Below are 26,086 nucleotides of genomic sequence, written 5' to 3'. Positions count from 1 at the left end.
GCAACGACCTGCTGGTCTCCGAACACATGGATCTGAGCGCCTACGAAAAATAGCGGATAGAAACGATAGGACCGGGGTCTAAAAAGAGACATCCCGAAACGGAACAAGGGAAACGGACGTACAGGGAAAGTAAGGCCGTCGCGAATGAGCGCGGCGACCGACTGGGGGGCCAGATAAATAGAGTCTGGTCGCTACACGGACTCAAGAATTGGTGCGTTTTGCACTGAGGAGGAGCGACGATGCATATCAGGAAATACGGTTTCGACTATGGCCGGCGCGCCCTGTTGGAGAAATCCCTCAAGGGCGGGGCCGCGGCCGGTGTGCTGACCGGCCTCTGGCCGATGCTCAGCAAGGCCATGACCATGGACGCCACCAAGGCGTACCCCGAGGATCTGCTTTCGATCGAGGCCCATACCAAGGGCAAGGTCAAGCCGGGCGACGTGATCACGGCGGACAACGTCGAGCATGTCGAGCACCTGCTGGACCCGATCGCCCTGGAGCAGGTCAAGAACATGGGCCGGCGGATCAAAATCAGGGAGTCCACCAAGGACGTCAGCAAGCTGTTCCAGGCCGACTACCTGGAAGCGACCCTGCGTAACCAGGACAAGGCCAAGTTCGACGACGTCGGCAACGTCCGCGGCCCGGACGGCGGTCCCTGGATCGGGGGCAACCCCTTCCCGGACGCCCAGACCGGCGCCGAGGCGTTCGCCAACCTCACGTTGAGCTGGGGTCGGCACAACTACTCGCAGTACGCCGTGCGCGACTGGGATATCGGTCCCGACGGCAACCTGCAGTACCAGTACGACTTCGTCTGGGCCGAGCTCAATACCACGGCTCGCGTGGACGGCTCGGTCTGGCGCGGCGAGGAAGACAAGCTCCGCTATCAGTCGGTGTGGTTCACCGCGCCGAACGAGCAGGCGGGCACGTCCTTCCTGAACACCTGGTACTACGACCAGCGCCAGTTCCCGGACCTGGTCGGCTATCTGCCGGCCTTCAAGCGGGTGCGCGAGTACCCGACCAACCAGCGCTTCGAGCCGCTGGTGCCGGGCATCACCGTGTTCCTGTCGGACGCCTGGGCCGCCGGCGATCCCATGCTCACCTGGGGCAACTACAAGATCGTCGAGCGCAAGCCCATGCTGGGCGCCGTATCCGGCAACTGGCACGGCGAGCGTCACGAGAATTGGCACATGCCGGTGCACGGCGGTCCCAAGGACCAGACCTTCTTCGACATCGAGATGGAGCTGGTGCCCGAGACCGCTGTGGTCGAGGCCGAGCCCACCGGGTACCCGCGTTCGCCGGTCGGCAAGAAGCGGGTCTGGATCGACGTCCGCAACCAGATGTACGTGGCCTACGTCACCTATGACCGCAAGGGCAATATCTGGAAGTCCTTCGAGCCGGGCTACTCGCAGTACGTCGACGGCGACACGGCCTACAAGGCCTCCGACGGCAATGTGGTCTGGTCCTGGACGCACGTCATGAGTCATGACTTCCAGTCCAACCGCATGAGCCGGTTCATCCAGGCCAAGGAGGTCTCGGGCGGCTATCCCGCCAGGTACGAGACCCACGGCGAGGATGTCTACAACAAGTACCTGACGACGTCCGCGATGCGGCGTCTCGGCGCGTAAACGCCGGTCGGGCCGGGCGGGCGCGATCCGCCCGGCCCCCTTCTTTATCCCCAATGCCTCCCTGACGGGTGGAGACAAACGATGAGATCACTGATCACCAGCAGCCTGACCCTGGTATGCCTGACCGCGGCGGTTGCCGCATCCGCCGCCGCGCCCCGCAATGTCGAGGTGGTGACGTCGGGCACGCCCCACCGTCCGCTTTACAGCATCGCCTTCGAACAGGACGGCGAGCACGGTCTGGCGGTGGGCGACCGCGGGACGATGCTGGTGACGGCCGACGGCGGCGCGAGCTGGGAGCGCGGCCAGTTGGACACGGAGCTGGCGGCGTTCGACGCGGCGCTGTCGGGCGACAAGCGCGTGGTGGTGGGCCAGATGGGCCTGATCCGCTACAGCGACGATGGCGGCGCGAGCTGGACGGCGGTGGACGCCGGCACCAGCCAGCGCCTGATGGGCGTGTCGATGAACGCATCGGGCCTGGCGGTGGCGGTGGGTTCGTTCGGCACGATCCTGCTGTCGGAGGACGGCGGCGCGAGCTGGCGTGAGTCGGCCTTCAACCCGGCGACGCTGGTGAAGGACAACTACGAGCCGCACCTGAACGACGTACACGTGAGCGCCGACGGCACGGTCACGATCGTGGGCGAGTTCGGGATGGTGCTGCGTTCGCCGGACGGCGGCGCGAACTGGGAAGGCGTGCACAGCGGCGATGTATCGCTGTTCGGTCTGGATCTGCACGCCAACGGTCTGGGCTACGCGGTGGGTCAGAGCGGCACGGTGCTGCGCACGACCGACGGCGGTGCGACGTGGACGTCGCTGGAGACGGACCTGGAAGCGAACCTGCTGGGCGTTTACGCGGACGGTGACGGCACGGTGACGGTGCCGGGCATGCGCCGGATGATCGTCAGCGACGACGGCGGCGAGAGCTGGACGCAGGTGACCGACGGCGACGTGGACCGCAACTGGTACATCGGTGCGGCGGCCACCGGAGAAGGTTTGTTCGTGGCCGGTCATACCGGCCGTGTGCTACGGGTCGAGAAACGACCATCGGGGGGATAACCGAGAACTGGGGGGAAGCATAAAAAAACCAGTGCCTCGGTATTCCAATAATTACAGGAGGTCAGACACATGAAGACGAGAACCCAACGGCTATGGGTGACGCTGGCGGCTGCGAGCGCGGCCCTGGCGTTGCCTGCGGCGCAGGCGGACCTGGTGGAGAGTGTGCTGGGTCAGCCGGATTTCAGTTTCAGCTACGGCGGATTCATCCGCAACGAGAACGCGGTATCGATCACGGGCAAGGAGAACCCGTACAACCAGCGGGGCAATATCTTCAACGGCAAGACGGTCGAGCGTAACGGCCGGTCCCTGCTGGTGCCGCTGCTGTCGTTCAACGACGAAGTCGTGCGCCCGGTGGAAAAGTCGGACACGACCTTCAACATGGAAATGATCCGCGGCGAGTTCAACGCCAACGTCAGCCTGTTCAGCAACCTGCGGTTGAACGTGAAGGTCCGCGCGGTCGGCGATCCCGACATCTACGACGACCAGTTCGACATCGATGATATCCGGACCGCGGACGCGGTCGGCACGCTCAACAACGACGACCCGAACTTCTACGAATACCGCTACGACAGCGGCAAGGCCCTGGCGCCGACCACCCGCAACCCCAGCGAGCCCCAGGATCGCGGCAACGACGCCTTCGAAGCGAGGCAGGTGGCCAAGCTGGAGGGCGAGGAAGGTTCCAGCCCGCTGGAGTGGGCCGGCGACGATTACATGGTGGATCTGCCGCAGTTCTATTTGGACTATCAGAAGGGACCGCTGCTGATCCGGGCCGGCAACCAGCAGATCGCCTGGGGCGACCTGTTGTTCTTCCGGATCATGGACGTGCCCAACGGCCTGGATTTGCGTCGGCACCAGCTCCTGGACTTCGTTTCCGAGGAGTTCTCGGACAAGCGCATCCCGTCGCTGGGCGTGCGGGCCTCCTACCTGCTGCCGCGCAACTCGCTGCCGTTCAACATCCTGGGCGGCTGGGAGATCGATAGCTATGCGCAACGGTTCCGGCCGACGATCTACCCCAACCCCAACACGCCGTACAACGTCATCCCGTCGCAGTTCACGGTGCATGACCAGTTCAAGCAGTACGACGACGAGTACAACTACGGTATCCGGCTGCGCGGCCCGGTGGGTCCGGTGGACCTCACCCTGATGGCCAACCGCCGTTACAACCACTTCGGCTTCTTCCAGTGGACCGACTCCGACGTGGTGCAGGGGCTGCAGCCGGGCGGGCCGGCTGGCGTCGGCGATGCCGGCGCTCTATTCTCGGACTTCTTCGCCGGCGAACTGGCCGACAGCGTGTTCGAGGTGGATCCCACCGGCGTGACCTCGGCCGAGGAGTTCTACACCTACGGCGCCCTGGCCCGGCTGAACCACTTCACCGGCCTGAACACGGCGATCCGCGAGTTCCCGGGCGCCCAGGACGCGACCGCGCGGGAGGCCTCGACGCCGGCCGAGCAGGAAGCCCAGGAGGATCTGTTCCTGCAGCTTTCCGGCGGCCTGCGCGGTCATATCAAGCGCGAGTACGCGCGCGAGAACAACTTCGGGCTGGGCATGAGCTACCGCATCGAGGGCCCTTCGGACTCGATCCTGTTCGACCAGATCAACGCCAGCCTGGAAGCGAAGTTCACGCCGGACCGCAAGTTCACGCCCACCGATCTCAATCCCTATCGGGACAACGTGATCGAGGAGGACGAGTACGAGATCGGTCTGGTGTTCCAGAAGTTCGTGCGCTACAGCCGGACCTTCCCGGCGGCGTTCGCGGTGCTGCAGTACCTGCACCGCTCGGAAAGCGACATCTTCAACCGCCACCTGTCGGGCTACGGCGGCGATCCCAACGCCGACGATCCCGAGGATCGCCTGCCGGACGGCATCAGCAGCGCCAACTACGTGGCGTTCGCCTTCCAGCAGCCGTTCCCGAACCGGATCTGGCGGATCGACTTCGCGGCGCTGTACGACGTGCAGGGCGGCCTGCTGGTCCAGCCGGCGCTGCGGTGGAAGCCCAACAGTGAGTGGACCTTCCAGGTGTTCGCCAACATGATCGGCACGGTGCACGGCAGCAAGTACGACAACACGCTGTCGACCGTGGACTTCGCCGACGAGATCACCACGAGGGTCGAGTATCAGTTCTGACCCGTACAACAGGCTCCTCCCCCGCTACCGGCGGCCAACCCCTCTTGGCCGTCGGGCTTTTTTCGGGGAGTCAAGGGTGGGTCTTCCGGGCGTGGCGGCCGATATCCTGGATGATGACAATTTCGCGATGGAGTCGATGCGATGCATGTGATCCGCTACGACCGCGGTTATAGCCGGCGGCACTTCCTGAACCAGCTCGCCAGGGGCGTGCTGGCGACGGGGGTGCTGGCCCCCCTCTGGCCCACGATCGCCAAGGAGGGCGATGTGTCTCGCAGCTATCCCGACGAGCTGCTGTCGATCGAAGAGTACACCAAGGGCAAGCTGTCGCCCGGCGACACGATCACGGCCGACAATGTCGACCTGGTGAAGGACCTGCTGGACGACATCAAGTATCAGCAGATCCGCGACATGGGGCGCCAACTCAAGCTCGCCCCGACCACGACCGACATCATGAAGCTCTCGCCCCGGGATTACCTGGAGGCGACCCTGAGCAACCAGGGCAAGGCCCGTTTCGACGATCGCGGCAACGTGGTGGCGCCCGACGGCGAACCCTGGATCGGCGGCAATCCCTTCCCCGACGCCAGCAACGGCCTGGAGCTGTTCGCCGCGCTTACCCTGAGCTGGGGCCGGCACGACGCCTCGGTCTACGCGATCAAGGAGTACGACATCTCGGTCGAGGGCGATGTCCAGTACCGCTACGACGTGGTCTGGGCGGAGCTGGCACCGGTTGCGCGGGTGAGTATGTCGCCCAAGCCCTATTGGCCGGATCACAAGGACAAGCTGCGCTTCCAGAGCGTGATCTTCGTGGCGCCGAACGATATTTCCGGCACCTCGTTCCTTAACATCTGGCCCTACGACCAGAACCAATACCCCGAACTGGTCGGCTACCTGCCGCAGTTCAAGCGCATCCGCGAATATCCGACCAACCAGCGCTTCGAGCCGCTGGTGCCCGGGGGCACACTCTACCTGTCCGATGCCTGGGCGGCCGGCGATCCCCTGTATACCTGGGGGAACTACCGTATCGTCGATCGCGGGCCCATGCTCGCGGGCGTCACCGGCGGCTGGAATTCCTCGGATCCCAACTGGGAGCACGGGACCCACGGCGGGCCCAAGGGCGAGACCTTCTGGGATACCACGGTGGAACTGGTGCCCGAGGCGATCGTGGTGGATGCCGAGCCCACCGGTTTCGAGCGCGCCCCGGTCGGCAAGAAGCGTGTGTGGTTCGATGCGCGCACGGGCCTGCCGATCGCGATGAACTCGTACGACCGCAAGGGCCAGGTCTATCGCAGCTTCGACGGGGCCTACGCCCTCTACCAGGACGGCGACAAGGCGGTCATGGACGGCGACGATCCCTACTGGTCCTGGGGTCACGTCCACGCCTTCGACATCCAGACCGGGCGCATGTCGCGCCTGGAGCAGGTGCGGGAGATCGCGGGCGGCCATCGCACCAAGGTCAACGATCCGTCGACCTATGACCAATACCTGACGCGCAATTCCCTGCGGCGTCTGGGGCGCTGAGCGATCCGCATCGCTACCGCCTGCCGGCTTGACTAAACGAGAGGATCGAAATCATGAGTAATGAGGCTTTCGGGCTGGACGGCAAGGTGGCGTTGGTCACCGGCGCCGGACGGGGACTGGGCGCCGCTATCGCCGAGCATCTCGGCGCGGCCGGGGCCGCGGTGATGGTCACGGATGTCGACGGCGACGCCGCCGAGCGGCAGGCCGGCGCGCTGCGCGATGCCGGCGTACGCACCGTGGCGGCCGCCCACGACGTCACCGACGAGGCGCAGTGGGAGGCTGCCATCGGCCGCGCCATCGGCGACCTGGGCGGCTTCGACGTCCTGGTCAACAACGCCGGCATCGAGGTCATGTCCCTGCTCGCCGACTGCAGTCTGGAGGAATTCCAGAATATCCACCGGGTCAATGTCGACGGTGTGTTTCTCGGCATCAAGCACGCCATCCGCGCCATGCGTCCGGGCGGCGCGGCGGGCCGGGGCGGCTCCATCGTCAACCTGTCGTCGGTGGCCGGGCTGACCGGCTACGCGGGCCTGGGTGCCTACTGCAGCTCCAAGGGGGCCGTGAGGCTGCTGACCAAGGCGGCCGCCATCGAGTGCGGTCATCTCGACTACGGCGTCCGCGTCAATTCGATCCATCCCGCGGTGATTCGGACCCAGATGGGCGAGGACGTGATCAAGGGTTTCGCGCGCCTGGGCCTGGCCGAGAGCGAGGAGGAGGCCGATTCCCTGCTTCAGACGCTGCAACCGCTGGGCTATGGCGAACCTGTCGACGTCGCCAACGCGGTGCTTTACCTGGCCAGCGACGGCGCCAAGTGGGTGACCGGTGCCGAGCTGGCGGTGGACGGCGGCGCGACCGCCGGCCGCTGATGCCATAGGCCGGCCGCCGTGGCAATCGCGGCGGCCGGTTCCCACCCGGGTGCGGCCACCCCGCCATGGTCGCGCCGATAAATTATAAATATCTGATTTAAAAATAAAAAACGATCAGAAAATAAAACTACCCGTTTGTGTAGTGCGGGCGGAACAGGCCCGCCATTAATGTCAAAAAAACAACATCGCCAGCGAATGGCGGTGACAGTCGATAACCGACCGCCACGGCGGTCGCAGGTGCGAAGATGAGGAGTCGACAGTTGGTCAACGCCCCAGCCGTCATGCCCGGGTATGACGCCGTCGTCCGGTATGCCGTGCGCCGGACCGTCGGCGGGAGCGCGCCCGTATGAGCGCGCTCCCCGGCAATGATCGGCGGGTCGTCCTCGCCCGGCGTCCCTCCGGCGCACCCGTCGAGACGGATTTCCGTCTCGAGGAGGCGCCCGCGGGGACGCCGGGCGACGGCGAAGTCCTGCTCGAGACCCTGTACCTGTCCCTCGACCCGTACATGCGCGGTCGCATGGCCGAGGGTCCGTCCTATGCCCGGAACGTCGCCGTCGGCGAGCCGATGGTCGGGCAGGGGGTGGCCCGGGTCCTGGCGTCCGGGCATCCGGACTACCGCGAGGGCGATCTGGTACTGGCCCCGACCGGCTGGCGCAGCCGCCCGGTCGTGACCGCGGACGAGCTGATGCGGCTCGATCCGGACATGGCGCGGCCCTCCTACGCCCTGGGCGTGCTGGGCATGCCGGGCTTCACGGCCTACATCGGCCTGCTCGACATCGGCGAGCCCGAGCGCGGCGAGACGGTGGTGGTGTCGGCGGCGACCGGCGCCGTGGGCTCGGTGGTCGGTCAGATCGCCAAGCTCCAGGGCTGCCGCGTCGTGGGCGTGGCCGGCGGCGAGGACAAATGCCGCCACGCGGTGGACGAGCTGGGCTACGACGCCTGCATCGATCGGCGCGGCGGCGATCTCGACGAGCGCCTGGCCGCGGCCTGCCCGGACGGCATCGACATCTATTTCGAGAACGTGGGCGGGGCCGTGTTCGAAGCGGTGCTGCCGCTGCTGAACGTGGGCGCGCGGGTGCCCGTGTGCGGCCTGATCGCCCACTACAACAGCGGGTTCGAGGGCGAGGGCCCCGATCGCAGCCCCCGGCTGATGGTCAACCTGGTGGTCAAGCGGATCCGCATGCAGGGATTCCTGGTCTTCGACCACTACGGCCCGCGTTATGACGAGTTCGTCGCGACCATGAACGATTGGCTGCGCGACGGCGCCATCCGCTACCGCGAGGACGTGGCGGACGGTCTGGAAAACGCGCCGCAGGCATTCATCGGGATGCTGCGGGGCGAGAACTTCGGAAAACAAGTGGTACGCGTCGCCGGCGATTGACCGGCGGGCGGGAGGATGCGCCGGCGCGGCCCCGGTGTCTCCGTCGGATACCCGCAACGCGCCGCAAACGAGGCTGCGCTAGGAGGACCTACGATGGCAACGAGTGAGAAGCAGGTGATGACCGGGATCGAGCGCAAGGGCGACAGCCCGGTCTACAAGTGGCCCGCCCATCCGCGGGCGAAGGTGGACGAGTTCGGCATCGAGCCGCCGCTGGGCGATATCCAGCGCGAGTTCCAGCAGACCCTGCGCAAGTTCGCGGTGGAGGTCATGCGGCCCATCGGCCAGAAGCTGGACCGGATGACGGCCGAGGAGATCATCGCCGAGGATTCGCCCTTCTGGGAGTTCCGCCGCAAGTACCTGGATCTGGGCATCCAGCTCTCGGATCTCGCGGAGATGGAACCGGAAGAGCGCTCGCAGATGTTCTGCATCCTGTTCGAGGAGCTGGGCTACGGCGACGGCGGCATGGCGATCTCGGTGGCCGCGGGCATGCTGCCGCAGTACCTGTCGATGATCTTCGGCAACGAGTTCCTGATGGAGCGCTTCCCGCAGGACATGCTCGGCTGCTGGGCGATCACCGAGCCGGACCACGGCAGCGACACCCTGGACCCCAACGGCATGATCCGGCACCCCGGCGCCGAGTACGGCCGGCCCAATACGGTCGCCAAGTTCCAGGGCGACAAGATCGTGATCAACGGCCAGAAGTCGGCCTGGGTGTCCAACGGCACCATCGCCGAGTGCTGCATCCTCTACTGCGCCGCCGACATGGGCGACGGCGCCGACTACTCGAACGGCTGCGTGCTGGTGATCCCGCTGGATCTGCCGGGCATCTCCCGCGGCAAGCCGCTGGAGAAGCTCGGCCAGCGCGGTGACCCGCAGGGCGAGCTGTTCTTCAACGACGTGGAGGTGTCCACGGATTACCTCCTGGCCGGCCCGGAGGACTTCCAGCGGGCGGTGTACAGCATCCATGCCGAGGCCAACGCCCTCATGGGCGCGATCTGGACCGGCGCGGCGCGTGCCGCCTACCACATGGCCCATGCCTACGCGCACGAGCGCAAGCAGGGCGGCGTGCCCATCTACCGGCACCAGTTGGTGGCCTACAAGCTGTTCCACATGTTCCGCCAGGTCGAGGCGTCCGCCGCGCTCACGCGCCGTGTGGTCCACTACAACCAGGCCGCCGATCTGCCGGCCCTGCAGGCGGCGATGATCGCCAAGGTCACCGCCACCGACATGGCCTTCGACGTGGCCAGCGACGCCATCCAGATCTTCGGCGGCAACGGCGTCACCCACGAGTACCCGGTCGAGAAGATCATGCGCGATTGCCGCTCCTCCATGATCGAGGACGGCGCCAACGACGTGATCGCGCTCAAGGGCGGGTACTACCTGATGGACGAAGACCTGCTCTAAACCCGAAAGCCGCCCGCCGGCACCACAGGCGGGCGGGCAACCAGAGGCGATTATGCGTCAGAACGCGTACGTGGCCGGGGTGGGTATGACCCGCTTCGGCAAGCATATGGACCGCGGCATGAAGGATCTCGCCGGCGAGGCGATCCTGGCGGCGCTCAAGGACAGCGGCCTGGAGGGCAAGGACCTCAATGCCGCCTACATGGGCAGTGCCGCCACCGGCGTGATCACCGGCCAGGTCTGCGTGCCCGGCCAGGTGGTCCTGCGCGGGCTCGGTATCGGCCACATCCCGGTGATCAACGTCGAGAACGCCTGTGCCACGGCCTCCACGGCCTTCAACCAAGCCGCCACGATGATCACCGCGGGTCTCTACGACGTGGTCCTCGCCGTGGGCATGGAGAAGCTGTACCACGAGGACAAGCAGCGCACTTTCGATGTGTTCACCGGCGCGGTGGACGTCGAGGACATGGACGGTGTGATCCGCAACGTCGAGGAGGAGATCCGCGCCGCCGGCATGGAGCCGGACCTGGAAGGTGCCGGCAAGACCCGCTCGCTGTTCATGGACATCTATGTCACCTGGGCGGTCAAGCACATGAAGGAGTACGGCACCACCCGCGAGCAGTTCGCCGCGGTCTCGGCCAAGAACTCCTATCACGGCAGCCTCAACGCCCGGGCCCAGTACCAGGAGGAGCTGACCGTCGAGGACGTGCTCGCTTCCCGCGAGGTGGCCTGGCCGTTGACGCTGCCGATGTGCTCGCCGATCGGCGACGGCGCCGCCGCCGTGGTCCTGGTCAGCGAGCGCAAGGCGCGCGAGCTGGGCCTGACGGACGGCGGCGTCCGGGTCGCCTCCTCGGTGCTCGGCAGCGGCTGGGACTACACCGACGCCGATAGCGAGACCTTCCCCGAGGTGATCGCCAAGCAGGCCTACGAGGAAGCCGGGCTCGGGCCCGACGACCTCGACTGCGTGGAGCTGCACGACGCCTCGGCCCCGTCCGAGATCCTGTATTACGAGTATCTCGGCCTGTGCGGCAAGGGCGAGGGCGGCCCGCTGGCGGAGTCGGGCGATACCCGGCTCGGCGGCCGCCTGCCGGTGAACACTTCCGGCGGCCTGCTGCGCAAGGGCCATCCCATCGGTGCCACCGGCACCGCCCAGATCGTGGAGCTGACCGAGCAGTTGCGCGGCGTCGCCGGCAAGCGCCAGGTGGAAGGCGCCCGTGTCGCGCTGGCCGAGAACGGCGGCGGATTCATCGGCAAGGACGCGGCCGCGCTGGTCGTCAGCATCCTTACCACCTGAATTCCGGAGACGCCATGAGTGACTGGAACCCAATGATCCTGCCCCAGCTCATCGCGCAGTGGACCGAGAAGGCCCCGGACCGTGATGTGCTGACCTTCGTCGATATCGACAAGGAGGGGCGCTTCCGTGACGTGACGCGTACCTACCGGCAACTCTGGGACAACGGCCAGCGTGTCGCGCAGGCGTTGCAGGAGGCCGGCATGGGTCAGGGCGACCGCTTCGCGATCATCATGCAGAACCACGCTGAGTTCGTGGACGCCATGGTCGGCAGCGGCATCGCCAATACCAATTTCGTGCCCATCGACCCGCGCACCCAGGGCAGCAAGCTCAAGTTCATGCTCGATTTCGCGGAATGCCGCGGTGCCCTGGTTGCCGACTACATCCTGCCCCAGCTCCAGGCGGTATTGCCGGAACTGGAACAACTGGAGTGGGTGTGGGTCGTGCCCACGAGCGACGATTTTTCCATGCCCGCGGACCTGCCGGGCGGGCGCGACCTGCGCGAGGTGCTGGCGGCGCCGGTGCCGGACCTGCCGATCCTGGCACAGGACGAAACGGACCCGATGCAGATGCTGTACACATCGGGCACCACCGGCGATCCCAAGGCGATCGTGGCGCCCTACGCGCGCTTCGGGGCGATCGCCTCGCTTGACGGCGCTATCGGGCTGCGGGAGGACGACCGGCCCTACAGCGGACTGTCCCTGACCCATGCCAACGCACAGCTCATCACGCTGGGCAACGTCCTGATGATGGGCCTGCGCGGGGTCTTCAGCCGCAAATTCACCAAATCGCGCCTTTGGGACATCTGCCGCCACTACGGCTGCACCCAGTTCAACCTGCTGGGCGGCATGACCACGGCGATCTACAGCGAGCCGGAGAAGCCGGACGATGCCGACAATCCGGTGCGCTACGTGCTCTCCGCGGGCATGCCGCCGGCGATCTGGGAGAAGTTCAGCAAGCGTTTCGGCGTGGACATCTTCGAGTTCTACGGCACCGCCGAGGGCGGCGTTTCCATGAACCCGCCGGGCGAGGGCCCGATCGGCAGCATGGGCAAGCCGCCGGCCGCACTCGAAGCCAAGATCCTCGACGAGGAGGATAACGAGTGTCCGCCCGGCGTCCAGGGCGAGCTGGTGTTCCGCAACGCCGACGGCAGCGGCTGTCCGCAGGTGCAGTATTACAAGAAGCCGGAAGCGTCCGCCAAGAAGACGCGCGGCGGCTGGTTCCGTACCGGCGATATCTGCCACATGGACGAGGACGGCTGGCTCTACTTCGACTACCGGGACGGCGACGCGATCCGCCACAACGGCGATTTCGTGAACCCGACCTTCGTCGAGAAGGAGGTCGCCGAGTATCCGGACGTGGACGACGTCTTCGTGTACGGCGTGGATGCGGCGTCCGGCGTGCCCGGCGAGCGCGACGTGGTGGCGGCCGTGGTGCCGCGCGACCGCGGCCGCTTCGATCCCCAGGCGTTGTACGCGCATTGCTACGAGCGCCTGGAGCGCAATTTCGTCCCCTCCTACATCCAGGTGATGGACGAGATCCCCAAGACGGCTTCCGAGAAACCCATGAAGCGTTTCTGCGCGGAAGCCCTCAAGAACGACCCGGACTCGGTCTTCACCGACGAGAGCCGGACCAGCAAACGAGCATAAGAAGCAGGAGGACCCATGAGTACCCCAGAAGTCGTAATCTTCGGCGCCAGCGGTTACACCGGCAAGCTGATCGCCTGGCACCTGGCCGAGCGCGGCATCCCCTTCATCGCCGCCGGACGCGACCAGAAGCGCCTGGAGGAGCAGATGGCCTCGGTGCCGGAACTCAAGGGGCACGACTACGAGTGCGTGGCCGTCGATCTGGAGGAGCAGGCGCTGACCAAGCTGTTCTCCGGCCGCAAGATCGTCTACAACGTGGTCGGTCCCTTCATGCAGCTCAGCGAGCCGGTGGTGCGCGCCTGCCTGAACGCCGGCGTCCATTACCTGGACACCACCGGCGAGCAGGACTGGATGCTGATGCTGCGCGAGAAGTATCACAAGCCGTTCCAGGAAAAGGGCCTGCTGCTTTGCCCGGCCAACGCCTTCATGTGGACCGCCGGCGAGATCGCCGCCGAGGTCGCGCTGGAGGAGTCGGACATCGACAGCCTCGATATCCTGTACATCGCCGACTCGGCGACCAGCGTGGCGTCCACGGCGTCTTTCCTGCGGATGTGCTGCCGCGACCAGTACTACCTCAAGAACCACGAGCTCGAGGTCTGGCCGCACACCACGTCGTATAACGTCTCGGTCCCGGGCGAGCACCCGACCTACCAGGCCCTGCCCTGGAGCGGCGCGGGCGAGCCGACCTGGTACCTGGACGACGACCGCGTGCGCAATTGCAGCGTGCTGGTCGCGTTCCGCCGGCGCGACGTCATGGCTTGGGTCGTGGAGCGCATCACCGACTGGTACGAGAACTACCGTCATCTGCCGCGCGCCGAGCAGGAACCGGTCTTCAACGAATGGGGCTGGGGCCTGGTCAGCGAGGAGCCGCCGCGCGAGGATCCCGACCTGAACCGGTCGACGCTGTCCTGCATGGGTCGCGGCCGGACCAAGGGCGTGAACGTCGTCCTGCGCGGCAACTGCCCCTATATCCAGGCCGGCGTCTGGGCCGCGGAGGCGGTACGGCGCATCCTGATCGGCAAGCTGCGGGCCACCGGCTACGCGTCGCCCTGCAAGGCCTTCGGTCATCGCGAGCTGCTGGCCGCGACCGCCGAGAAGGGCTACCTGACCTGGGAAAAGCAGACCGTCTGAACGACGGTCACCGCAACGGCGGGGCGGCAATGGCCGCCCCGTCGCACTAGGAGATCCGACATGGGCAGAGTGCAGGGCAAGGTCGCGATGGTCACCGGCGGCGCCGGTGGTCTGGGCGCGGCCCAGTGTCGCCTGTTCGCGCGCGAAGGCGCGCGTGTGGCGGTCGCCGATATCGACCCGGCCGCGGCCGAGGCCGTCGCCGCCGAGATTCGCGAGGCCGGCGGCGAGGCGATGCCGGTGACCCTGGACGTCACCGACGAGCGCGGTTGGGACAAGGCGGTCGCCGAAGTCACCGGCGAGATGGGCCGGTTGGACGTGCTGGTCAACAATGCCGGTATCGCGATCCTCGGATCCGCCGAGGATATGTCGCTGGATGACTGGCGGAAGACGATGGCGGTCAACCTGGATGGCGTATTTCTCGGGATCCGCGCCGCGATACGGGCGATGAAGGGCCACGGCGGCTCCATCGTGAATATCTCGTCGATCAAGGGGATGATCGCCGATCCCATGACCGTCGCCTACGACGCTTCCAAGGCCGGCGTTCGCAACCTGACCAAGTCCGCCGCGCTACACTGCGCGCAGGAGCGGTACGGCATCCGGGTCAACTCCGTGCATCCCACCTACGTGATGACGGACCTGGTGCGCAACGCCGCGGCGAGTCTGGATGATCCCGACGCCTTCCTGGAGGAGGTGCTGGCCAAGCATCCCATGGGCGAGCTGTGCGAGCCGGAGGACGTGGCCTATGCCGTCCTTTATCTGGCGAGCGAAGAATCCCGGCGGGTCACCGGGGCGGAGATGGTGGTTGATGGCGGTTACCTGGCGCAATAGCCGACGTTGCGGCGCGGCGGCCCTCGTCGCGCTGTCGACCTTTCTGGCCGGCGCGGCCGGCGCCGCCGGCCTCGATGACGAGCAGCGGCGCGAGATCGCGTCGCTCAAGGCCGACGCCATCGAACGCATCGGCAGCATCCAGGCCGAAGCCATGGCCCGCCGCTACCCGGCACGCACCCGGCTGTCGATCTACGTGGGCGTGGATGTGCCCAGCTTCGTGCTGGAGGAAGCGACGGTGTACGTCGACGGGCGCGAACTGGTCACGCGCCGTTACCGGCGCGACGAGGCCGCTGTCCTGACCGAGGGTGACGCCCACCGCATCGTGCGCACCAACGTCGAGCCGGGTTCGCACAAGGTGCGGGTGCAGTTCTCGGGCCGGTTGCGACGTGCCCTGGGGCGCGGCCCCGATCCGGATTCCCGCCCGATCACGGGCGAGATCGACATGGACTTCGAGAAGTCCGCCAACCCCAAGGCCTTGATCCTGGCGATGGCGCCGGAGGCGTTGCGCCCGACGCGTCGACTGAGCCCTTCGGAATGGAAATGGCGTAGCGAAGTGGAGGATCCGCGCTTCGGCATGGTCCGTTTCCTGCGCCAGACCGGAGACAGCTACCGGGCGTTGCTGGAGCTGCTGGAGATCGCCGCCGGCGTGGATGCGACCTGGCTGGCCCCCGAATATCACGCCCTGCGCGCCCATTCCTACCTGGACTTCGACATGGAGCCGCAGGCGCGGTCGGCGCTGGCCACCGGGCTGCGCGCCGGCCTGGGCAAGGAGGCGGAGAACGATATCCGCCTGCGTCTGGCCGGGCTCGCCTTCGAGCGCGGGCGCGTCGACGAGACCGCCGCCATCCTGTCGGATATCCGGCCGGAGCTCACCACCGCCCAGCTCGTGCGCTGGCAGGGGCTGATGTCCCGGCTGCTGATGGGCAAGGGCCGTTATCGCGAGGCGGTGGATGTCCTGACGCAGGGCGACACCCAGCTCGAGGTGCTCACCGAGCCCGGCAGCGAGGACAAGCAGACCCTCTACATGCGCTACAACTACGCCGTGGCGTTGTTGCAAGCCGGCGGTGAGAATCTCGTGCGCGGCCGCACGTTGCTCGACCGGCTCGGCCGCATGCGGCCGTTCACGCCGGCGCAGTGGGGGCTGCGCGACCAGGCCAATCTGACCCTGGCCTACCATTTCCTGGCGTCCGACCAGGGGGCCACCGCCAAGAAGATATTCCAGCGCATCCGGCTCGACGGCCCGTTTGCCGAAACCGCCCTTTTGGGGCTCGGCTGGGCCGAGTTGGCGCCGCACGGCGAGCGCCAGAGCCGGGTCGCGGTCGGGGACGAGCCGGATGCCGGGACCTACGGCATAACGGATACCCGCTCCGGTCGCTTCAACCGCAGCGACATGCCCGAGCGCTTCTCCGCGGACGCTTTCCGCCAGGTCGAGCTGGTGCCGTTCAAACAGGCCGACCAGGCGGACAGCGAGGAAGGCCGGCGCCGGCGCGCCCTGGTCGCCTGGGAGGAACTGGCGGCCCGGCGGCCGGAGAGCCGGGCCGTGCAGGAGGCGCGGGTCGCCGCCGCGTTCACCCTGGAGACCCTGGGCGCCGAGGCCTCCGCGATGACCCGCTACCGGCGCGAGGTCGCCGCCCTGGAGGATATGCACGACAGCCTGCGCGCCCGGATCGAGGCGTTGCGGGCGGAAGGCGCCGTCGTGACCGGGCTCGACGGGGCACCCTCCCTGGCTGCCCTGACGCGCAACTGGCAGCGGCGCTATACCCCCGGTCTCGACGACGCGCGCTGGTTGGAGGAATTCTACGTTTCGGCCCCGGTCCACGAGCTGGCCGGCCACTACCTCGACCTCTATCTGCTGGCCCTGGCGATGCGCGGGCGGTTGCCGCTCGCGGACGCCGGCGACACCGGCTCCGGCGGCAGCTACAAGGGGGCGGATCTGGCGTCGGTCGGCACAGCCGACCTCGATCGCGACGAGGGTCTCGTGGCGCGCATGGATACCGCCGCGGCGGTACTACAGCAGCGGCTGCGCAGCGTCAGCGCCGACGCGCTCGAGCGACAGCTCGCCGAGCTGGAGGAATACATCGCCGCCGCCCGGCTGGGCCTCGCCCGTCTGTACGAGAAGCGGCTCGCCCATGCCGGATCGGTCACGCCCGGCGACACGTTGGCGGCGGTGCCCATAGCCCGCCGATAATCCCGCTAGGAGAGAATGGCATGCACGACTACCGACTGGAGCACGTCACCAGCTACAGCGCCACCCTGGAGAGTCCGCCCGAGGTGATCGGGCCGCTGCCCGAGGGTATCCGGGTCAATTTCTACGTCACCGGCGGCAAGGCCGAGGGGCCGCGCCTCAACGGCAGGCTGCGGCCCGTGGGCGGCGATTGGTTGACCATCCGGCGCGACGGCGTCGGCGTGCTCGATGTGCGCGCCACCATCGAAACCCCCGACGAGGCCCTGATCTACGTTGCCTACAACGGCGTTGCCGAGCTGGGCGAGGATGGCTACGAGAAGTTCCTGGCGGGCGAGACCCCGGAGCGCTTCCCCCTGCGCACGGCGCCGCGCCTGTATTCGGCGCATCCGGACTACCAGTGGGTGAACCGGCTGCAGTTCATCAGCGTCGGCGAGGCCGACCTGTCGCGTTTCGAGGTCCACTACGACGTCTACGCGCTGCGCTAGTCGCGGTTCCGATCAGACTCGGGCTTATCAGCCGGGTCCCCCGGCCGATAACATGGGACCGTGAATGACACTTGTATGACATGCCCGCCGGCGGCGACCGCAAACGGTCGCCGCCGGAATGTTCCGGGCGGGCCGCGTGCCCGACCGTGAGCGTCCCGGATTTCAGCGACTGCGCACAGGACGCGCTGCACTTCATCGGAGAGATCCAGCCCTTGGGCGCCCTGGTGGCCGTTGCCGTGGACGACGGGCGCGTCACGGCCTGCTCCGCCAACGTCGGGCCCCTTCTCGGTCGGTCTCCCGAGGCGCTGCTGGCGGCGCCGGCCGCCGAGATATTCGGCGACCGCTGGCCGTTCCTGGCATCGCTGGCGCAAGACTCCGGCCGTTGCCGCATCGGCGACCTGCCGCGCGACGACGGCGGGTCGCTGACTGTGGTCGGCCACCGCCGCGACGCGCACTACCTCCTGGAATTCGAGCCCGAACTGTCCGCGCCTCCCTCGTGGTGGGACGAGCCGGCCCGCATCCGCTATATCGAGCGACTGACCCGGACCACGGACCGGGCCGGCATCGCCCGGCTGCTGGCGGACACCGTCGCCGGGGCCACCGGCTACGATCGGGTGATGATCTACCGCTTCCTGGACGGCTGGGACGGCGAGGTCATCGAGCAGCGGTGCCGTTCCGGCGTCGAGGGGTTCCTCGGCCTGCGGTTCCCGGCCGGCGATATCCCCGCCAACGCACGCGCGCTCTACACCCTCAACTGGCAGCGGATCATCGCCGACACGGAGGCCGCCAACGTGCCCGTGCGGGCCGCGGATGGCGACGAGGCGCCGTTGGACCTGAGTTTCTCCATCCTGCGGGCCGTGCACCCGGTGCACGTACAGTACCTGCGCAACATGGGCGTGCGCGGCTCGCTCAGCCTGTCGCTGGTGGTGGACGGGACCCTGTGGGGCATGGTGACCTGCCATCATCTGGCGCCCAAGGCATTGAACGCGCACGAGCGGCTGGCGCTGGAGGAGATGGCGCGGCTGGCCTCGCTGCACCTGTCCAATCTGCTGCACCTGGAAGCGGAGACCCGCCTGTCGGCGCTGCGCGAACGGCTGGCCGTCATCGACCAGGCACTCGATCCGTCCGCGGACGATCCGGCACGGGCGTTGGCGGCACAATTGGGTCGCGTGCGCGACCTGCTGGATGCCGACGGTCTGTGGTTCACCGTGGACGGCGTCACCTTCCGCCGCGGCGGCCTGCCGGATCCCGAGGAGCTCGCGGCGCTGGATCGATGGCTCGCGGTACGCGCCGACGAGGGTTACGCGCATGTCGACACCGTGCCCGCCGAGTTGCGTCACCATGAGTCGCTGGTGAAACATGCCGCCGCCGCGCTGCGCCTGGATTTGGGCGAGGACGCCTACCTGCTCGCCGTGCGCGAGGAGGTGGTGCAGGAGGTCGCCTGGGCCGGTCACCAGGACTGCGGGGATGGGGACGGCGCGCCGAGGCAGGTACTGTCACCCCGGCAGTCGTTCGCCGCCTGGCGCGACAAGGTGCGTTTCCAGGGACGGCCCTGGAAACCCCCCGTATTGGAGATCGCCGCATCGCTGCGCCTGCATCTGATCGATTACCTGCGGGCCGCGCGCGACAAGGAACGCGCCTACAGCGACCCGCTCACCGGGCTGGCGAACCGGTACGCCTTCGACGAGGGCATTGCCGCGGGAGTCGCCGCCTGCCGGAGCGAGGAACACTGCTTTGCCCTGCACCTGGTGGACCTCGACCGCTTCAAGCCCGTCAACGACACCTACGGCCACGCCGCCGGCGACAACGTGCTGCGCACCCTGGCCGATCGCCTGCTGGGGCTCGCCCGGCGCGAGGATCTGGTGGCGCGGCTCGGCGGCGACGAGTTCGCGGTCCTGCAGCGCGACATCACCGGCGCCGAGGACGCCGTGGCCCTGGCGGAGCGTATCGTGGCGGCCATGGCGCGGCCGGTCACTTTGCCGCGGGGGGAAGTCACGGTCGGTGCCAGCGTGGGTGTCGCGGTGTTCCCGGACGATGCCGCGACCGCCGAGCTGCTGCGCGAACGGGCGGACACGGCCCTGTACGCGGTCAAGGGCGGTGGTCGGGGAACCTATTCCCGTTACGACGACGGCTGACCCTTTCAGATTCTCGGGTGCATTAGATCGCTAGCGGCATCGAAATACGGCTGCTCCACCAACTTTCCTTTTCATCTTTGCTGCTACTGATAATAGCAGCGGGTAATCTAATGCAGAATCAAGGTCTGCCAAGTTAATGAATAGTCCGCAAGCTATTTTTTAATAAGGCATATAACATCCTTCTCCTTCAGAATCGGCCTCGACCACCCTGTTAGTTATTGGGTCCACCTCAAAAAAAACATCGCAGGGTTCGCGCTCGATGTCATATTGAAGCCAAAAGCCTTCATAGATATGAAGTTCATTGCCGTTATTCAGGCGCTCTATGCGAGTTACCTTTCGGTTTCCGATAACGCTGAATTCGTCTTTTTTTAAATCATTTAAATGTCGTCCTTTCGCGGCATCTATGTATGCCTCCTGAAAGCGAATTCTCATATCCTTCATGCTGAGCGAACAGCTCATGCAAGGCGCGAGTAAAATAAAAATCGTCACGAAAAGGGTGACTTTGTCAGTCATCATAATGCTTCGTTGCCATGTATATGGACGAAGGGTTTTTACTCCAGCCACGAGCAGAGTTGCCAACAACAGCGCCTACACTTACAGAATAAGCTGGAACCATTGAGCCGTAGTTGCGTAGCGGGCCTATTTCTGCTCCGTTTACCCTCATATTATTTAACCAAGTATCATGCAGGTGAGCTGTCGGAGATGCTAAAGGCAAAACTCTATTTGCTGATACGCTTAAAAATCCACCTTGCTTGTCAAAATCGGCCCAGAAGTTTTTTTCTAAAGGCTCGTTCTTGCCAAACACATTATACTGAGGCCCTGGTGTCCTTCCCTGTTCTCCTGGCCTATAGTCGCAGCATTTGCCGTTCTCTTTGTGCAAACGTTCTGCTGGAGAGGGGTCTGCCTCCCATCCCACCTTTTTCTCATAGTACTTAGAGGCTTCCACCGATGATTGCAGAAAACCTGCTGTTGCAGCTCCATTTGAAAATTTACCGCCGCCAAGTTCAGAGGCAGTTCCTCCTATCACAGTCGCAGCCGCTATTCTCGTTGCTGGCGAATCCGCTTGTTCAATCCCAGGTCCTAGAAAGGTCGTCGTGCCAGTCGATAGAAAGCCGTCTGTGAAATCTCCGCCTTGAACTTCAGCCGATGTACCGCCGACCATGCCTCGTTTGAAGGCTTTGCCTAGGGTATCCTTAGAGAAGAAAGCCTCAGCAGTTCCGATTTGACTGAGTACGCCGGCTGTTAGGCCTGAGATTGCGGCAGCCTCGAAATCGCCCGTGGCTGCATATCCGGCACCGAACCCCAGCATTGCAGATTGCATGAAATTGCCACCGGGTATCAGGGCAAATCCGATGCTGGTAAGGGTCGGATTATCGGTGATCACGCCTAGGCCGATAGCACTAACGGCAAGCGTATGTGATGCGATTAAGCCGGCTATATATGTCGCAGCAGATGCAATGGCGGTGGCTGCGGCACTTACCGCTGCTACGATAGCGCTGCCTATGACACTAAAAAAATGCCCACTGGGGTCCACATAGGACAACGGATTGTTGTTGACGTAGGTATAGCGATTGAGTCCCTGGGTACTCTCGGGAAACTGCACCACCGGATCGGCCGACGTGAACCGCCCCAGAATCGGATCATAGACCCGCCCGTTCATGTGGATCAGGCCCACGTGGTCCAGGTGCTCGTGGTCGGTGAAGCCCCGGTCGGTGATCTGGATGGTCGCGAACAGCAGGCTATCGCTGCTGTCCGGATCCCAGGCCAGGCCCCGGCGCTTGCCGAAGGCGTCATAGGCATAGCGCTCGACGACGTTGCCGGCGTCGTCGGTCATGGCCACGATCGAGCCCAGGTGGTCCCGGTGCAGGTAGTGGGTGTCGTTGGTGGCGTTGCTGCGGTAGACCTTGGTGGCCACGGCCTGGCCGTCCACCCGGATGTAGTGCTTGTCCGTGAAGCCCGTGCCTTGTTGGTGGCGTTCGTAGAGGCTGCCCACGTAGTGGATGGTGGTGGTCTCGAGCTGGCCGTCTTCTTCCCGGTCGCGGATGTGCAGGTAACGCGACCGATCGGGGCCGTAGTGGAATTCGGAGTAGGCCTGACCCTTGGTGATGGTGGCCGGCTTGTTGAAGGAGGTCCAGGTCAGGCTGCGGCTGTTGCCCTGGGTCATGTTGCCGTTGGCGTCGTAGCTGTAGGTGGCGCCGCGGTTGCCGGTGATCTCGGTGACCGCGTGCGGCCCGGCGTTGTTCTGGCCATAGGTGTAGCTGCCGACACCGGATTTGCTGGTGATGTTGCCGATGGCGTCGTAGCTCACGCTCAGGTTGGTGTTGCCGTTGAGCGTGGACCCGGTCAGCCGGTAGAGGTCATCGTAGGCGAAGGCCTCGGTGAGTCCGCCCTGGTTCTGATCGACCCGCTCGGTGAGGTTGCCGACCTCGTCCCAGGCGAAGTTCAGGGACTGGACTTCGGTGCCCATGACGTCGCCGGTCATGATGGCGTCGACATAGCCCCGGGCGTTGTCGTAGTTGCGCGCGGTGCTGTGGCCGTTGCCCAAGGTCTCTTGCTCGATGTTGCCGAAGGCATCGCGGTGGTCGAGCTGCCAGTAGGCCTGGTCGGTGTCGTCGTCAACGATTTCGTCGAGGTAGCCGCTGGCAGTGTAGTGGTGGCGGATGGCGAAGCCGCTGGGATAGGTCAGGGTCGCGAGCCGGCTTTCGCTGTCATAGGTCCGCGAGACGGTGTAGCTGTGGCCGTCGATGACGGTGGTGGTGTCGGTGGGCCGGCCCAGGTTGTCGTAGAGGTGGTCGCGCTGGTAGTTGCCGGGACCGGCCGCCTGGTCGAGCTTGCCGATCCAGTCGCTGTCGTAGCTCCAGGTGGTCACCCCTTCGGGCTCGGTGCGCTGGGTCTTGCGGCCCAGCTTGTCGTAGGCAAAGGTCACCGTCTGGTTCTTGGCGTCGGTCTGCGAGATCAGGTTGCCGAGGACGTCGTAGTCGTAGCTCCATTGCCCCATGTCGGGGTCGTCCATGGCGATCTTGCGGCCCAGCGTGTCGTAGGTCAGCGTGGTGACGTTGCCGGCGGCGTCGGTGACCCGGGTCTTGTTGCCGTAGGGGTCGTATTCGTAGTCGGTGGTGTTGTCGGCGGCGTCCACGACTTGCACGATCCGCCCGGCGGCGTTTTCGTGCTTTTCGCTGACCTTGCCGTACGGGTCGGTCTGGCGGGTGATCAGGCCGTCGTAGGTGAATTCGGTGACCAAGCCGCCACTGCTGCTGTCGTTGGTCGGCGATTCTGTGCGCACAACGCGGTCGTGGGCGTCGTATTCGGTGGTGGTCCAGTGCCGGGTGTGGCCGCGGTAATGGGGCGCGGTCTCGCCGATCACCCGGTCGCGCTTGTCGTACTGGTAGGCCACGTCGATCCAGCTGCCGTCGTAACCGCGCTTGGCTTCCAGGACCTTGCGTTCCAGCCGGTCGTAGATTTCGACGCTCTCCGAGCCGTCGGAGCCGGTGGTGCGGATGAGAAAGACTCCGTCGGCGGCCGGACAGCCGCTGCCGCAGTCTTCATAGCTGGTGGTGACGATGACCCCGTCCGGGGTGGTCTGCTGGGTCTCGCGCCCGAAGGCGTCGTAGCTCCAGGTGGTGGTCTGGCCGTTGGGCCCGGTCAGGCTGGTGCGGCCGCCGTGCGCCTCGCTGTAATCGTGGGTCTCGGTGTGGCCGAGGGCGTTGGTGATGCTGGTCTTGAATTGCCCGCGGCTGTCCCAGGTGGTGGTGGTTGTGCGGGTGGCGATGTCGGCCCCGCTGACGGCTTCCTCGGTCTGGTTGCCGAAGGCGTCGTAGCTGTAGTCGGTGCGCCGGGTCAGGTCGGGGTCGTTGGGCTCGACGATCTCGGCAGTCAGCAGCCCGGTGACGGCGTCGTATTCGTAGGCGGTCTCGCGGGTGACCGAGGCGCCGTCGGGATGGGTCTTGGTGACGCTCGAGTGTGTCAGCCGGCCCAGTAGCCATTGGCTGGGGGTGTTGGTGTATTGGTTGGTGGTGGTCGTGGTGTAGGTGTCCACGCCGGGCGTGGCGCCCTGGAACCGCTTCTGCACCACCTGGGTGGCATTGCCATAGTCGTCGTAGGTGGTCTCGGTGCGGGTGGTGGTCAGCGGGGTGCTGTTGTTGGTCAGGTCGTAGAAGTGCTCGTCGTTGGTGGCGACGTAGGGGAAATAACGCTCGGAATCGCCGTTGCCCAGGGTCTTGGTGGCCAGGGTGTTTTGGGTTTCGGTCAGGGTGGTTTCATCAATCAAGATGGGATCTAGGCCAGGAGGATTGTAGTACTCCGCAGCTGTCTTGCTTGAGCTTGAAATCATTCCCGTATGGGGGAATTGTTGCGCAAACTCGGTGATTTCCCTGAGGCCAGTATCCAGGTTCTCGGCTATGAACCGCTTGAAACCTAGCATGCCACGCCCTAAAGCATGGACGCGCAAATCCTCGTATCTGTAGCGTAGCTTTTTGCCACCACCCGGTTGCGTCGATTCAACTATGACATGACCGCCTTTGACGGTCTGCAATGGGTAATTTGTAACAGAATACTTGTAAACATTATTGTCAAGTAAGGTTGTGTATTCAATCTGTATTTCGGCCGATTGAGGTCCAGCATTAATGGCTTGTACTAGGTCAGGGTTGGCGCCATTAATATTGTTGGCATTGGCCACATAAACGCCAGAATTAGTATTTTCATTACCCAGTGCAATAAAATCAGGTCGGCCGTCTAGGTCAAAATGCCTAATCAGACTTCTTCTGCTATACCCTTTCCCATCTTCGTAAAACTCATATCCGAAAAAATCAAAGGGCATTGTAAGATTAGTGTCTTGGCTCCACTTGCATGCATCAGTAGAGCAATTGCTATAACTTTTATTTATAAATGTCTTATTTCCTAGCTCCTTGTGAGAAAGAATAAACTCTGGCTTGGAGTCGTCATTCAGATCTTGCAAAAGCCCCAGTCGGGCGTCTTCTACAACAATGCCGAACAACTCTACCGGAGCATTGTAGGAATGATTTAAACTGAATCCATCTCCTGTGTTTATATATGTAGCTCGATTAAATTGGTTAAATTGAGGGTCAGCAATTTCGCTTTGAGATTTAAGTGAATTTTCCCCGCAAAGCTTTATTATTGTATACGGGGCGGGTACGTTTCCAGAGCATACTATATCGGGAAGGCCATCCCCATTCACATCGGCAAGCTCAGATATTTTTTCCGTTTCATCAGTATTATTGGTTTTTACCATTAATGGAGCTGTTAGATCATATCCAGGGTCTCTGCTCCAGCCAGTTCCGGTATTTGTATAGGTTTTACTTGTTAGCTCTTGCGACACGAAAAAACCAGATGAAACAGATGTATAAGATAAGATATAATCAGGTAATCCGTCTCCATCTATGTCCGTCACCTCGGTAAGTTTTTGATTTTCACCGGTGCCGGTTGCCACATATATGACATGAGAAGGAGGGTCATAATTCTGTGACCTGTTCCATGCGCACGCTTCACTCGAGCAATTAGAGACGCTTCCTAGCCATGCTCTGTTGTCGGTGGGTGCGATTTCCCACTCATACTCGCCAGTTAGCTCATACTCACCTGTTGAAGCGATAAAGTCTTTGATCCCGTCGCCATTTATATCCTTTATCACTCCTCTGGCTCGGCCTATACCGTCATATAGCCTTGCAGGTAATTTATATTTATCATCCAGTTGCCATCCTGACCCAGTATTAATGTATGTGGCTTGGTTTGAGGGGGAATCCCCTCCCACGAAATCAGGGAGTCCGTCGCCATTAATGTCCTGTAAAGTCGCACGCCTATAGCCGTCATTGGTGAAAAGGGAGTCGGGCAATTGATATTCAGAATCTTCTTGCCAGGATTGATCTCCGCTGGCGTCAGTTTTGTTAATCCATGTTTTTAGATTTCCATTACAGCCAAGTACTATGTCTGATAAGCCGTCCCCATTTATATCAATGATCCGGGAGCACTGATAGGAATTTGAGGGAGGCTCTAGATTGGTGTGCTCTTTATAGCCAAGAGTGATCGAGGACCAGTCTAGTGATATGGGCGGCAGACACTCTGTGCCGGAATTCTTATTTGCACATTCTTGGATCTCAGCAAGAAGTGACCGATCACTTGTTTGGCTTGTCGTGTAGGTGAGATTGTATTTTCTGGCCCAGGTAGAACCAGACTTGGTCTCAATATAGGCAAGCTTTTTTGCGCTCGTTATTAAGTTCCCGCCGCCAATCATATAACGTCTGCTTTTGTCGGAGCGCTCTTGGTATATAAAGTTAATAGTGTTATATGCCGCAAGCCCCGCGGTGTCGTTTAAGGTATATTTGATATTGTTTATATAATATTCATTATTATTTGAATCTGAACCGCCCCGGTTATCCTGGAGGCTCGTGGGTTTGAGTCACGCCG

At 64.1% G+C, this 26,086-nt stretch carries 16 protein-coding genes and 1 pseudogene; 14 read left to right on the top strand and 3 right to left on the bottom strand.

The window, feature by feature from the left end; translation table 11 throughout:
* The first annotated feature begins 239 nt into the window (after positions 1 to 239).
* The 14 genes from PC39_RS15840 to PC39_RS15775 all read left to right on the top strand — a co-directional run bounded on the left by PC39_RS15840 (position 240) and on the right by PC39_RS15775 (position 19,669).
* Positions 240 to 1,625 carry a DUF1329 domain-containing protein gene (locus tag PC39_RS15840; RefSeq protein ID WP_353254386.1) on the top strand — a complete coding sequence of 462 codons (1,386 nt, stop codon included), beginning with the start codon at positions 240 to 242 and terminating at the stop codon, positions 1,623 to 1,625.
* Between the two features lie 81 nt (positions 1,626 to 1,706).
* On the top strand, positions 1,707 to 2,678 hold the full coding sequence (locus tag PC39_RS15835) for a WD40/YVTN/BNR-like repeat-containing protein (RefSeq protein ID WP_353254385.1): 972 nt from the start codon (positions 1,707 to 1,709) through the stop codon (positions 2,676 to 2,678).
* A gap of 69 nt (positions 2,679 to 2,747) precedes the next feature.
* Positions 2,748 to 4,802, top strand: a complete 2,055-nt coding sequence (locus PC39_RS15830; protein WP_353254384.1) for a DUF1302 family protein — start codon at positions 2,748 to 2,750, stop codon at positions 4,800 to 4,802.
* 141 nt (positions 4,803 to 4,943) lie between these two features.
* Entirely contained in the window at positions 4,944 to 6,320 is a 1,377-nt protein-coding gene (locus PC39_RS15825) for a DUF1329 domain-containing protein (RefSeq protein WP_353254383.1), read from the top strand.
* A 53-nt stretch (positions 6,321 to 6,373) separates the two neighbouring features.
* Positions 6,374 to 7,186: an SDR family NAD(P)-dependent oxidoreductase gene (locus PC39_RS15820; RefSeq protein WP_353254382.1), complete on the top strand. Its 813-nt coding sequence runs from the start codon at positions 6,374 to 6,376 to the stop codon at positions 7,184 to 7,186.
* A 346-nt stretch (positions 7,187 to 7,532) separates the two neighbouring features.
* A complete protein-coding gene (gene curA, locus PC39_RS15815) occupies positions 7,533 to 8,567 on the top strand; it encodes an NADPH-dependent curcumin/dihydrocurcumin reductase (RefSeq protein ID WP_353254381.1) in 1,035 nt (344 codons plus the stop codon).
* 93 nt (positions 8,568 to 8,660) lie between these two features.
* Complete coding sequence (locus PC39_RS15810; protein ID WP_353254380.1) at positions 8,661 to 9,971, top strand: acyl-CoA dehydrogenase family protein; 1,311 nt, start codon at positions 8,661 to 8,663, stop codon at positions 9,969 to 9,971.
* Between the two features lie 52 nt (positions 9,972 to 10,023).
* Positions 10,024 to 11,262, top strand: a complete 1,239-nt coding sequence (locus PC39_RS15805; RefSeq protein WP_353254379.1) for a thiolase family protein — start codon at positions 10,024 to 10,026, stop codon at positions 11,260 to 11,262.
* 14 nt (positions 11,263 to 11,276) lie between these two features.
* Entirely contained in the window at positions 11,277 to 12,908 is a 1,632-nt protein-coding gene (locus PC39_RS15800; protein WP_353254378.1) for a class I adenylate-forming enzyme family protein, read from the top strand.
* Positions 12,909 to 12,923: 15 nt separating this feature from the next.
* Positions 12,924 to 14,036 (top strand): saccharopine dehydrogenase family protein, encoded by a 1,113-nt coding sequence (locus PC39_RS15795; RefSeq protein WP_353254377.1) that lies wholly within the window; start codon positions 12,924 to 12,926, stop codon positions 14,034 to 14,036.
* Between the two features lie 60 nt (positions 14,037 to 14,096).
* A complete protein-coding gene (locus PC39_RS15790) occupies positions 14,097 to 14,864 on the top strand; it encodes a glucose 1-dehydrogenase (RefSeq protein WP_353254376.1) in 768 nt (255 codons plus the stop codon).
* The gene (locus PC39_RS15785; RefSeq protein ID WP_353254375.1) at positions 14,842 to 17,052 is read left to right on the top strand and encodes a hypothetical protein; all 2,211 of its coding nucleotides are present in this window, start codon (positions 14,842 to 14,844) and stop codon (positions 17,050 to 17,052) included. The genes PC39_RS15790 and PC39_RS15785 overlap by 23 nt, the downstream gene beginning before the upstream one ends.
* Positions 17,053 to 17,072: 20 nt before the next feature.
* On the top strand, positions 17,073 to 17,534 hold the full coding sequence (locus tag PC39_RS15780; protein WP_353254374.1) for a DUF3237 domain-containing protein: 462 nt from the start codon (positions 17,073 to 17,075) through the stop codon (positions 17,532 to 17,534).
* A 146-nt stretch (positions 17,535 to 17,680) separates the two neighbouring features.
* Positions 17,681 to 19,669, top strand: a complete 1,989-nt coding sequence (locus PC39_RS15775; RefSeq protein WP_353254373.1) for a sensor domain-containing diguanylate cyclase — start codon at positions 17,681 to 17,683, stop codon at positions 19,667 to 19,669.
* A 159-nt stretch (positions 19,670 to 19,828) separates the two neighbouring features.
* Here PC39_RS15775 and PC39_RS15770 read toward each other — a convergent pair whose 3' ends face one another.
* The 3 genes and pseudogenes from PC39_RS15770 to PC39_RS15760 all read right to left on the bottom strand — a co-directional run.
* On the bottom strand, positions 19,829 to 20,185 hold the full coding sequence (locus tag PC39_RS15770) for a hypothetical protein (protein ID WP_353254372.1): 357 nt from the start codon (positions 20,183 to 20,185) through the stop codon (positions 19,829 to 19,831).
* Entirely contained in the window at positions 20,175 to 24,344 is a 4,170-nt protein-coding gene (locus tag PC39_RS15765; protein WP_353254387.1) for an RHS repeat-associated core domain-containing protein, read from the bottom strand. The genes PC39_RS15770 and PC39_RS15765 overlap by 11 nt, the downstream gene beginning before the upstream one ends.
* Before the next feature lie 1,098 nt (positions 24,345 to 25,442).
* Positions 25,443 to 25,913 (bottom strand): annotated as a pseudogene (locus PC39_RS15760) (FG-GAP repeat domain-containing protein); the annotation flags it as partial.
* Positions 25,914 to 26,086: the final 173 nt, after the last annotated feature.

The organism is Salinisphaera sp. PC39 (assembly GCF_040361335.1).
Classification (GTDB): Bacteria; Pseudomonadota; Gammaproteobacteria; order Nevskiales; family Salinisphaeraceae; genus APNM01.
This window is presented reverse-complemented; position numbering and strand designations above follow the sequence as displayed.